Origin of the sequence: Micromonospora sp. NPDC047548, from assembly GCF_040642975.1 — a bacterium.
GTDB lineage: Bacteria > Actinomycetota > Actinomycetes > Mycobacteriales > Micromonosporaceae > Micromonospora.
The window spans coordinates 1-11,089 of record NZ_JBEYTI010000087.1 but is presented as its reverse complement, the minus strand read 5'-3'; the positions used below and the strand labels follow the sequence as shown (position 1 = coordinate 11,089).

The 11,089-nt window shown below is 69.3% G+C and carries 9 protein-coding genes; 2 read left to right on the top strand and 7 right to left on the bottom strand.

Features of this window, described 5'->3' with window-relative positions; all coding sequences use genetic code 11:
• Window positions 1-89: 89 nt before the first annotated feature.
• The 4 genes from ABZ807_RS32530 to ABZ807_RS32515 all read right to left on the bottom strand — a co-directional run bounded on the left by ABZ807_RS32530 (window position 90) and on the right by ABZ807_RS32515 (window position 5,596).
• Window positions 90-275 (bottom strand): replication-relaxation family protein, encoded by a 186-nt coding sequence (locus tag ABZ807_RS32530; RefSeq protein WP_357166753.1) that lies wholly within the window; start codon window positions 273-275, stop codon window positions 90-92.
• Between the two features lie 208 nt (window positions 276-483).
• Window positions 484-2,952 carry a DUF87 domain-containing protein gene (locus ABZ807_RS32525; RefSeq protein WP_357166750.1) on the bottom strand — a complete coding sequence of 823 codons (2,469 nt, stop codon included), beginning with the start codon at window positions 2,950-2,952 and terminating at the stop codon, window positions 484-486.
• The gene (locus tag ABZ807_RS32520; protein WP_357166747.1) at window positions 2,949-4,697 is read right to left on the bottom strand and encodes a DUF87 domain-containing protein; all 1,749 of its coding nucleotides are present in this window, start codon (window positions 4,695-4,697) and stop codon (window positions 2,949-2,951) included. The genes ABZ807_RS32525 and ABZ807_RS32520 overlap by 4 nt, the downstream gene beginning before the upstream one ends.
• Complete coding sequence (locus tag ABZ807_RS32515) at window positions 4,694-5,596, bottom strand: PrgI family protein (protein ID WP_357166744.1); 903 nt, start codon at window positions 5,594-5,596, stop codon at window positions 4,694-4,696. Before ABZ807_RS32515 ends, ABZ807_RS32520 begins: the two co-directional genes overlap by 4 nt.
• Window positions 5,597-5,598: 2 nt before the next feature.
• Between ABZ807_RS32515 and ABZ807_RS32510 the strand changes: the two genes are divergently transcribed.
• Window positions 5,599-5,982: a DUF5372 family protein gene (locus ABZ807_RS32510; RefSeq protein WP_357166741.1), complete on the top strand. Its 384-nt coding sequence runs from the start codon at window positions 5,599-5,601 to the stop codon at window positions 5,980-5,982.
• A complete protein-coding gene (locus ABZ807_RS32505) occupies window positions 5,979-8,006 on the top strand; it encodes a recombinase family protein (protein ID WP_357166738.1) in 2,028 nt (675 codons plus the stop codon). The genes ABZ807_RS32510 and ABZ807_RS32505 overlap by 4 nt, the downstream gene beginning before the upstream one ends.
• A gap of 38 nt (window positions 8,007-8,044) precedes the next feature.
• Here ABZ807_RS32505 and ABZ807_RS32500 read toward each other — a convergent pair whose 3' ends face one another.
• From ABZ807_RS32500 to ABZ807_RS32490, 3 genes are all read right to left on the bottom strand, one after another.
• Window positions 8,045-8,785 (bottom strand): methyltransferase domain-containing protein, encoded by a 741-nt coding sequence (locus ABZ807_RS32500; protein WP_357166735.1) that lies wholly within the window; start codon window positions 8,783-8,785, stop codon window positions 8,045-8,047.
• A 447-nt stretch (window positions 8,786-9,232) separates the two neighbouring features.
• On the bottom strand, window positions 9,233-10,135 hold the full coding sequence (locus tag ABZ807_RS32495; RefSeq protein WP_357166732.1) for a hypothetical protein: 903 nt from the start codon (window positions 10,133-10,135) through the stop codon (window positions 9,233-9,235).
• Between the two features lie 29 nt (window positions 10,136-10,164).
• On the bottom strand, window positions 10,165-10,461 hold the full coding sequence (locus ABZ807_RS32490; protein WP_357166729.1) for a pilin: 297 nt from the start codon (window positions 10,459-10,461) through the stop codon (window positions 10,165-10,167).
• Window positions 10,462-11,089 lie beyond the last annotated feature (628 nt).

Below are 11,089 nucleotides of genomic sequence, written 5' to 3'. Positions count from 1 at the left end.
GAACAAGCGCAACCCCACCGGGTCACGCCAGAGACTCCCTCAAGATCAATGACGGGCAAGAGCCAACTCGTCGTCACCTTCGGTGACGGCTAACAGCCCAGGGCGGCCAGCTCACTGAGCCGGATCTGACAGGTCCGGCGGGCGAGGAAGAGCATGCGGTGGATCTGGTCGGTGGTGAGGACCTGGTGGTCGTCGAGCAGCTGGAGCAGCAGGCGGTCACGGCTGGTGATGTGGGGATAGATGGTCAGCAGGCTGGCCGAGCGCGATTGCGGCATAGGTGGCTTCGCCCCCTGGAGAGAGAGTCCCGTAGGGAGTCTGGATGAGTCGATCTTGATGATGGGTCCGCTGTCGGGTGGGTTTGGGCAGGTCAGGCACCTGACAGGCCGGGTGCAGGGGGCTCGTGTGGGGTCTCGTGTCGCGGACACCCCCAAACGAGCCCCCGGTGCCGCACCCAGCCGAGGCCCCGCACGGGCGGCCTGGATATCAGCGTTCGCGTTCGGCCATGCGCCGCTTCATCGCCGTACGGGCGAGCTGCTGCATCGGCGGCTCACCAGCGGTGCGGCTGTGAGCGGTGGCGCACTCCTGCCGGATCGCGGTCGTCTCACCGACGACCGGCGCGGGTGGGTTGGTGGTGAAGGTGAAGCCGGGTAGTTCCCGGTTGCCGACCAGTAGCCGGGCGGCGGCGGTGTAGACGTCGAGGTGGGCGAGGTCGTGCTCGTCCAGCTCGGGTTTGGTGTGCCGGGACAGCTCCCTGGCGTCGGCCGGGTCGACGGTGAAGAACAGCTTTGTTCGTGCGTTGGCCGACACCGCCGCGGCGAGGTCCTTGGGTAGTTGCGCCAGGTCCTGGTGCGCCAGCACCAGGCCGAGGCGGAACCCGCGCGCCTCGGCCAGCATGTCCCCGATGCTGCCGGGCAGCGTGAGGAAGTTCTGGCACTCATCGACGTACAGGCAGGCGTCCTTGCGCTGGTCTTCGGGGATGGTGGCCCGTGCGATGGCGGCCTGCCACACCCGGGCGACGATCATCGAGCCGAGGATGCGGCTGGTCTCCTCGCCGAGGATGCCCTTGGGCAGCCGGCACAGCAGGACTCCGCCGTTGAGGATCGTGCCCATGTCGAAGGATGAGTGGGCGTTGCCGATCACCGATTTCACGAAGTCCCGCAGCAGGAAGGCCCGCAGCCTGGCGAGGACGGGGGCGATGACCTGACCTCGGAACTGCTCGTTGATGCCGTCGTACCAGAGCCAGAACCCGCCGAGCCCGTCCGGGTCGTCCAGGCCGTGGGTGAACCGGGCCCGAAAGTCGCGGTCCTGCAACAGCGACGGGACCAGGCTCAGGGTGGGTTTGGCGTGGCGCATCAGCGTGAGGCAGGCCACCCGCATGGTGTCGTCCATGCGTGGCCCCCACTGGCCTTGAAAGATCTTGGCGAAGATGCCGACCAGGTTGTCCACGGCAAGGTGGGGATCGCCGCCGTCATCGAGGGGGTTGAAGCAGCCGGGGTTCTCCTGGTCCGGGTCGATGATCACGATCTTTTTGGCGTAGGAGACGGGCAGCCGGTCGAGGATGTCGGTGATCAGGTCCCCGCGCGGGTCGATGACCACCGTCCCGCGTCCGGCCTTGATGTCGCCGAGGATCATGTTCAGCAGCAGCGTTGACTTGCCGACGCCGGTCTTGCCGACCACGTGCACGTGCTGGCGGGCGTCGGTGACGTTCAGGCCGACGCTGTGGTGGCCGATCTGCGAGCGGCCCAGTACCTTCACGCTTCGCCCGCCGGAGGGCACCTGCACCGGCGCCGGCACGGCCTTGGCCCGCGCCCGATCGAGGCCCGGCACGGCGAGGTCCTGTGGCAGCGCTGCGAGGGCGGCGAGTTCCGGCACGGTGGCCAGGAACCCGCGCCGCAGCCGCCGTCCGGTGATCGTGGCCACCGGTTGTGGCATCTTCATGCGCCGTAGCCGGTTTGGGCCGGTGTACGCCGCGGCGGCTGAGGCGATGGTGTGCCGGAGTCCGACGAGGCGCGAGCGGACCTGCGTGGCCCGTAGCTTGTCCGGTGCTGTCTTGTCGGCGTCGGCGGCCACGGCGAACCGCACCGCGATCTCGAAGTGCGGTACCCGCACGGCCTTGTCCACGATTGTGCGGGCGTCGGCGGTGGCCGCCGGGTCCCGCTCGGCCGCCCGCGCCGCTGTGGCGTAGGCCGGGGTGCGCGGTCGGGACGGGCCTGGCGTGAACGCGTCGAGGAGCCACAGCAGTGGCTCGATGGCCAGCCGTGCCGCGCCTGAGACGGCGCGGGTGGCCACGTCGGGCCGCCCGTGGGGATGGTTGCTGGTGGTCGCCGCTGCCCGTCTGGCCGCCCGCACGCGGCGGGCGGGTGCTGGGCGGGCGAGGATCTGCACGCACGCGTGTTCGCGGTGGCGTACCTCGGCCCCGGCGGCGAGCAGCGCCCGCAGCGGGTCGGTGTCGTGCTCGCTGCGCAGCGGCAGCCCGTCGGTGTGCTGCGGCCAGTGCGCCCCGCCCACCTGCTCGCCTACCTCTGCCGGGATGGGCGCGGCGGCGTCTGTGGTGGTGAGGGTGGCGGCGGGCCAGGCTGCCCGGACGGCGGCTTCGACCGCGCCGCGCGGCACCGTTGCGGGCACCCAGACCCGGATGGTCAGGGCGCGGCCGGTCCAGGTGTACTCCCACCCGACGTGCGGGATGCCGAACACGCGCTGCTGCCACACCGACGGCGTCAGCACGCCGATGAGGGTGGTCCAGAACGCTGCGGCGGCGGTGTCGGTGACCTCCGGCGGGGCGGCGATGGTCAGCCACCGCGCGCCGATCGCGAACCGCTTGTGCCGCCAGGCGAGCACCTGATCATGGGCGAACACCGCGCCGACGATCGCGGCGGCGGCGAGGAAGCCGAGCCACGGCCGGACGATGATCCAGTGCCCGAGGTCGGCCGGCCATGTCGGGGTGGGTGTCATTCGGACTCCCCGATCCCGGTTACGGCGATCCGGTGCTCGGCGGCCGACCCGAGGGCCCGGAATGGAATCCGGCTACGGCCGGCGACGAGTAGGCCCTCGCCGCGCGGCGCCGACAGCAGCAGCCGCGCCTGGCCGGCGGTCAGGCTGAACGCCTCGGCCACCGCGTCGATGGACTGCGTGCTCTGACGCATCAGCACCTGGGTTGCGGCGTTGGACACGACGGCGAGGCCGAGGTCGGTCGACAGCACGTCGGCCGCGTCTTGGGTGATCACGCACAGCCCGGCGGACCGCTTCCGGGCGGCCTTGGCCATCCGGAACAGAAATCGGCTGCCTTCGCCGTCGCGCATGAGCAGCCAGGCTTCGTCCACCACGACGAGCTGCCGCCGCCGGCGGGCGCCCGTGGCCGGAGTGTCGATGCCCGACCAGATCGAGTCGAGTGCCAGCAGCGTGCCCACGGTGCGCAGCTCGTCGGGCAGGTGCCGCAGCGACCACACGACCAGGTGCCCGCGCGGGGTGGTGGTGGTCGGCCCGTCGAACAGGCTGGCGAAGTTGCCGACTGTCCAGGGGGCGAGCCGGGCGGCGAGCTGTCCTGCGGCCGGGTCGTCGTCGTCGGCCAGCATCTCGGCCAGGTCCCGCAGTAGCGGCGCGGGTGTGGTCCAGGTGGCCGGGTCGCCGTTGATCCCTGCCCGGTTGTAGGTGGCGGTGATGGCCCGGTCCAGCGCGGCGCGTTCGGCCGGCGGTGGGGTCGCCCCGAGCATGACCGAGATGAGTGTGTGCAGGTACAGGCCGCGCCGGGTCAGGGTGTCGGGCCGGTTGTCGGCGGGCAGGTCAAGGGGGTTGACCCGCACGCCGGGCTGGCCGAGCTGCACGACGGTGCCGCCGACGTGCTCCGCGAGGGGCGCGTACTCGTCCTCGGGGTCGATGATCGACACCGTCGTGCCCTGGTACAGGTTGCGCAGCACGTCGAGCTTGACGAAGTAGCTCTTGCCCGCACCCGAGCGGGCCAGGACGACCGAGTTGTGGTTGTCCTGCGCCCACCGGTTCCAGATGACGACCCCGTTGGAGGTGGTGTTGACCCCGTAGAGCACCCCTTCGGGCGGGGCGGCGGTGCCCGGGGCGGGAGCGGCGAGGTCCGCCGAGGCGAGGGGGAACGCCGCCGCGAGGGCGGTGGTGTCGAGGATGCGGCGCATCCGCAGCGGGTCCACGCCGACCGGCAGCGTGGAGATCCAGCCCTGCTGGTGGCGGAACGTGGCCGGTTGCAGGTCCAGCAGCACGCTGGCGGCGGCCGCCTTCACGCCCGCGGTGACGGTGCGCAGCTCGTCGAGGGTGCGGGCGTGGACGGTGACGTAGATGCCGGTGTCGAACAGCTTTGCTGCCCCGCGGGCGACGCGTTCGGCTAGGTCGGCGGCGTCGGCCGCTGCCGCCTCGACCATCGGGTCACCCAAGCGTCCCTGATCGGCGTCGAGGCGGCGCGACGATTCGAGGCGGGCGCGCTGGCGTTTGAGCATCGGCGCGGCCAGTTGCGGCGGCACCGGGTCTAGGTGCACCGAGACGTCGACCCGTGCGGGGTAGGACAGCAGCGGGTCCAACCAGGCCGGGCCGACCTCGGCCGGGTAGCCGCACACCACGTAGGTGGCGGCGTACCCGTCACCGACCTGCACGTGCCATGGCGTGACCGACAACGCGGCCGGGGAGGGCATTCCCTCCCCGGCCGCGACACTTTTCTTGGGCTTCAACAGGTTCATGATGTGCTCCGTAGGGTGATCGGGGCGCCGGGCACCGCTCGGGGGCCAGGCGGCGGGGGAGAGAACGGATCAACCGCGTTCGCGAGGGCGGCGGTGACGGCCGGCCCGTCCAGGGCGGCGGCTTCGACACCGAGACCGGACAGGGCGCGCACGGCGGCGTCGGCTGCGTGCTCTCCGGTGACGACGGCGAGGACCTGCCGGCGCAACGGATCCCGCTGGTCGTCGAGGTCGAGGATGAAATTGGCGTAGTCGTCGGCGGCGGCCTGCAACGCCGGATGCGGCAGGCGCGGCGCATGGTCGACGGTTGCCTGCGCGTACGCGGTCAGGTCGTGCCGCTGAGCAGCCACGACGATCTGCGCCGGCCCGGTCAGACCGTTGAGGAACCGGCCGAACCCGTCCAGCAGCGCGCCCTGCTCGCTACCGGTGCGCAGGTGAATGTTCGTGGTGCCGCAGGCGATCAGAACCTTGTCGCTGCCCTCCGAGGTCAGGATTCCGGCCGGGCTGATCGCCGTGACCGGCGAGTACAGCGGCGCCGGGACGCTCGGCTTGCCGGCCACGACCGCGACCGCGCTTGCCCGAGTCGTACCCGGCGTGAGCGTGCGCGGGCTACGGCTGAGCGCGAACCCGTGCCGCAGCCACACGTCCAGGGGCAGGCCGTCACGGCGGCCGAGCGCCACCACGATCGCGACGGCGAACACGATGACCCCGGCGACGATCCAGGCCACCGGCGGGAGCAGACGCCCGAACGTGCGGTAGAGACCGAACCCGGCGAGGCTGACACCGCCGATGATGCCCAGCTGCCGGAACGTCAGCCCGAACGCGATACGGTCGGGCTCGTTGACGTTGGCCGGAGTCCGTGCCGTATACGACCCGTCAGCCTCGTCGTATTTCGGACTCATTGGTGATCACTCATCCGTTCCATCCGTTGAAGGGGCAGAGCTTGGTTGTGCTGTTCACGCAGCGCAAGCGGCATGGTCTGCTCTTCGTGTGTGAGGTCGAGGGGAGGCGGCGCATCACGGTGGCGCAGGACTGGACCGACCGGGGTGTCGCGGCGTCGTCTGATCGGTTGGCGGTGGAGGGCTTGTCGGCGGCGCGGACGCTGATCGACAAGATCGATCCAGCGTTGGCGGTGGCGGATTCCCATGAACAGGCTCCTGACGGTGGTGTGGACGACGGCCCGAGTGGGCCGGGAACGGGGACTGTTGAGCGGGTGGGACGTTCGCCAGGTAGCGATGCTGGTGGCGAACATGGTCGAGTCGCTGCTGCACGGAAGCGGGCGCGATGAACCCGACCTCGAAGATCACGGCGAGTCATCTGTCGCGGCTGGCGATCGTCTACGTGCGACAGTCGACGACAGCGCAGGTGAGGCAGAACACCGAGTCGACCCAGCGCCAGTACGGGCTCGCCACGACCGCCGCCGAGTACGGGTGGCTGGCCGAGCAGATCGTCGTGGTCGACGCCGACCTGGGCGTGTCCGGGCGGTTCGGGTCCGAGCGGGAGGGCTACCGCGAGATCGTGGCCCGGTTGTGCATGGGCGAGGTCGGGGCGGTGTTCGGCCTGGAGGTGTCCCGGCTTGGCCGTTCCAACGCCGACCTGTCCAGGTTGATGGAGCTGGCGCGGTTGACCGACACGCTGCTGATCGACACCGATGGCGTGTACGACCTGGCCGACGTCAACGACCGGATCCTGCTTGGCCTCAAGGGCCAGATGTCGGAGATCGAGCTCCATTTCCTGCTCGGGCGGATGCACGGGGCGAAGGTCGCCGCAGCCCATCGGGGTGAGCTACGCCATCCGCTGCCGGTCGGGTACGTCTACGACGAGGACGGGCAGATCGTCAAGGACCCCGACGAGCAGGTCCGCCGCGCGGTCGAGGACCTGTTCGCCGAATTCGCGCGCACCGGTTCGGCGCTGAAGACGGTCCGGGCGTTCCACGAGACCGGCAGGCTGTTCCCGCAACGGGCGTGGGCCGGAGCATGGGCGGGGACGATCAAATGGGGCAAGCTGACCCATGCCCGGGTGGCGCAGGCGTTGAAGAATCCCACCTATGCCGGGGCCTACACGTTCGGCAAGACCCGCGAGGTGCGCCGTGTCCTGCCCGACGGCACGGTGCGCTCCACCCGCCGGCGTCGGGCGCGGGAGGAATGGACGGTCCTGATCGAGGACCACCACGAGGGCTACGTGAGCTGGGCGGAGTTCCTCACCAGCGAGGCCAGGCTCGCGGCGAACAACACCCAGCGCGGCGCCCGGCCGGTCCGCGAGGGTTCTGCCCTGTGTCAGGGCATCATCCTGTGCGGCACCTGCGGCGGCCGGGTCGGCACCCGCTACAGCCGCAAGGACCGCAAGGTCACCTACAAGTGTGCCGAGCCCACCACACGATGCCGCACGGTCACCGCCGACACCGTGGACGACGCGGTCGCGACGTTGCTGCTGAAAGCCGTTACCCCGCAACAGATCGCGGTCGCGCTCGTGGCTGCCGACGAGGTGGTCGACCGGCAGGTACGCACCAACCGGGCGGCCGAGCTGGCCGTCGAACGCGCCCGCTACGAGGCCGACCGTGCCGAACGTGCCTTCAGTCAGGTCGAACCGGAGAACCGGCTGGTGGCACGAACGCTCGAAACGCGATGGGAGGCCAAACTCGCCACCCTCGCCGAGGCCGAGGCGGCGCTGGCCACCGCCCGCGCGATCAAACCACCGGCGCCCGACCGCGACGCCCTGCAAGCGTTGGCCGCGGATCTTCCACGGCTGTGGGATGCGCCGACGACCAGCCACCGCGATCGCAAGCGGTTGCTGCGCACGCTGATCGCCGACGTGACCCTGCTGCTGGAACAGGACTCCGACGCCGTACGGATCGGCGTACGGTGGCACACCGGCGCCGCCGATGAACTGGTCGTGGAGCGGCGCGGACCGGGCCGCACCCCACTGCAGGCCCTCGCCATCGTGCGCGAGTACGGCGCCACCCACAGCAACGTGCAGATCGCGAAGATGCTCAACGACGCTGGCCTGCGCACTGGCAAGAACCTGCGGTTCACCCCACGGCACGTCGCCGGGGTGCGTGGGATCTACAAGATCTTCACGCCGCGCACCGTGGCGGTCCACGATGGGGAGATCAGCGTCAAGCAAGCCGCTCAGCTGCTCGGCATCCCCGCCGACGCGATCTACAACTGGCTGCGCCTGGGCCAGGTCCCCGCCAGCACCCGTGCCGGCCGCTGGTGCATCCCCTGGGACGCTCAAACCCAGGAGATCTACCGGCAGAAGGTCGCCAGCTCCTTCCGGCTCAAGCCGACCCCTCCCGCAGCGAGCGTCCGTTAGGGGAACCCTGACCGGACATCGGACCAAACAGCAGATGCCTATAGGTCGGCGACGAGGAGTCTGTATCCGGCGTCGAATTGCACCAGATTCAGCAGGTCGGCGTGACGCTCATACCAACGACCTGAGGCTAGGTCGGCCGCAAGCCGGTCCAGACCTGGTCGAAGAACGTCCTCCCCTGTCTGGGCCAGCAGGGAAATCCCAGCCCTCACGACGGGATCGAGATAAGCCTCGGGTCGGCGCCAATAGGCCGCGAGGAATCCGTCGGTGCAATCATCGGGTACCAGTACCGGTTCCACTCGAGCCCCGCCGAGCAGCGCCGCGATCCGGTCCACCGCCACCGCACGCGCGTCGTCGAAAGCGGCGGCTTCGGGCAGGTATTCATGTAGCAGCCAGAACTGCCGGAAAATGTTCTGGTCCCAAGTCAGGATGACCACACGTCTCCGCGCAATCCGGCACAGTTCTGCGACTCCCGCTTCGAGGTCCGTCCAGTGATGCACGGTCAACAGCGCCATCACCGCGTCTGCAGCATCATCTGCAACCGGGATGGACTCAGCGAATGCCCGCAGGACCGGTGCCGACCCTGGCGGCCGCTGAGCGATCATCACTGTGCTGGGTTCGACCGCAAGCACCGTCTGCGGCGGCTCGTAGGAGCCCGTGCCAGCGCCGACGTTGATGACTGTCTGGACGTCGCCAAGCGCTGCTGTGATCTGCGCGGCGATCCTTGGGTCCGGTTGCCTGCTGTTGCTGTACGTCGCGCCAATTGTGTCGTAGATCGTCACGGGACTCAGCATCGCACCTTTACCCCCGGTCCCGGTTACGTCCTTCCGCAGAGATGCTCATCATCCGGGTGCACAACCGTGTGTCCGCAGGGCGATCCCTCAGCGGACAACTCTGATCGCCGATCGACTTCGTCGACGCTCAGGACCTGCGCATTCTCATTTACCCCGTACGGTGACCATTCTCAGTAACCCGGGCTATCCGTTACACGCCGCCCGTCCCAACCGTCAGCGCTGGCGGTCGGAGCGGGCGGCTGCCGCGAGTCGATCGTTGAAGCACACAGGTCAGCTTCGCGCGGCTGGACGGCGGCATCCCCGGATCGCCGCGGCCATCGTCGGCACGAGATGACGATCAGCATGTGACCCGCCCATCAACCCAACAACAGTCATCGGAGAGGCAGTATGAAGCGCCCGTCGGTACGACGGCGCGCGGGGTGGTGTCCTCGTGAGTCATCGCCCACCTCGCATGGCAGTACGCCCGAGCCCGCCGAGCGGCAGGTGGCGGGTGACGCCCTGGATGAACACCGCGCGCAGCAGAATCCCGCCGATTTTCGGCGAGCCCCTGCCCGTCACGTGCCGGCCCATCATGCTGGGGATCTTGATCGTGACCCAGAGCACGATGATGACGAGCATGAGGTTCACCGTGTCCGAGCCGGGTAGGCCGAGCAGGATCGGCAGGTTCGACTCCGGGTCGGTCAGCAGGTTGATGCCCGCCGAGAATGCGACCGCCTGCAGGATGGGCGTGGCGAGGCACCCCAGGATGGTGCGCCACCACAGCTGCGCGGCGCCCTGCGTCCAGAGCGTGGCGTAGCAGGCCAGCGCCACCGGCGCGACCCCGGCCAGGACGATCAGTACCCCGATCCGCACGAGCCAACTGCCGGCGAGCATGAACATCAGCACGACGATGAGCAGCCCGATGATGGCCGTGAGGAGTGCGGCGCTCTGGTCGGTCATCGCGGAGGCGATGCGTACTTGGACGAAGTTGACTGCCTCGGTGGTGGGCGCGGACGTGCCGGTCATCGACATCGTCAGGGCGTTGGCGATGTCGATGAGCACAGCGGTCAGCGGGACCGCGAACGTGGACAGGACGAACCCGACGACAAGCCGGGGGATCAGCTCCTTGATGTCATAGCGCATCTCGACCGAATCGCCGACCATCGTGGCGATACCCACGGCGATGATCGCGAGGATGAAGCAGGCGTTGACGACCAGTGAGCCCTTATCGGCGATCGACTGCACCTGTGGCAGGACGGTGACGTCCGGCGATATGAACATGGAGGATGTCAGGAAGGCCAGCAGGCCGCCTAGAAGGTCGATGACCTTCTCGGCGAGCCAGCTGACCAGGTCGTTCATCAGCCAGTTGACCATGACCGGTGGCCGCCTCAGCCGCCGAGGATGCCCTGCAGCACCTGCAGGACCACCGGGGACAGCACAGCGAGGGCGTAGCCGATCAGCGCGGACTTGAAGTTGCCCTTGGCCTGTTCGACCTGGGCCGGGTCGCCTCCGGCAGCCATGTACCGCAGGCCGCCGATGACCAGGAACATCGTCGCGACCAACGCGATGATGCCCATGATCCAGGAAGTGATGCCGGAGATGACCTGGTTGATGCTCTTGGGGGCCGCCATCGGCGGCGGCGCGGCGGCGGCGAGGTCGGACAGAACTGAGAGAGTCGTGTGCATTGCGGCGCTCCACAGGGGATCTGCGGGCCGCCGCGATGGGGACCGGGCGAAGGTCCGTGTGGTCCGGTGGGGGCGCTCCTCCCTTGCCTATGGCGAAGGGTTGCGGTGTCAGTACGCCGCGCCAGCCGTGCCGGACCGTTGGCCTTACCGGGGTGGAGGTCCCCACCGGGCGGGCATGCCGTGGATGACATGCACCGCCCAGATCTCGGCTGTCAGGCCGATCGAACTCGCTGTTCGCCTGTCACGCCCTGACAAGACCGGTCAGCGACTCACGTTGGCGCGCAAGGTTGGTGCGGGCCGCAAACGCAGAAGAGGCCGCCCGGACGATCGCCCGAGGCGGCCTCGTGCGAAGGTCGGCAGGGGATCGGCGTACGGCACAAGTACAGAGCCGGGTACGGCTCGACGTACGACTTGCACCGGGGCCAGCCGGCCTCCGGTGATCGGTTGTCTTGACGGCTGCGGGATCGACCGCCGTTCCGATCGGTAACCCTGCATGGCGGGCGTCCCAACTTCGGTGAACCGCTCCGCATCCGCTTCTGCCGATGTGCGCTCACCTGATCATTCGGACGTGGTCGCATCGAAACAGTCGTGTCGCCGATCACCGTCGGACCCCAGCCTGACCCAGCGC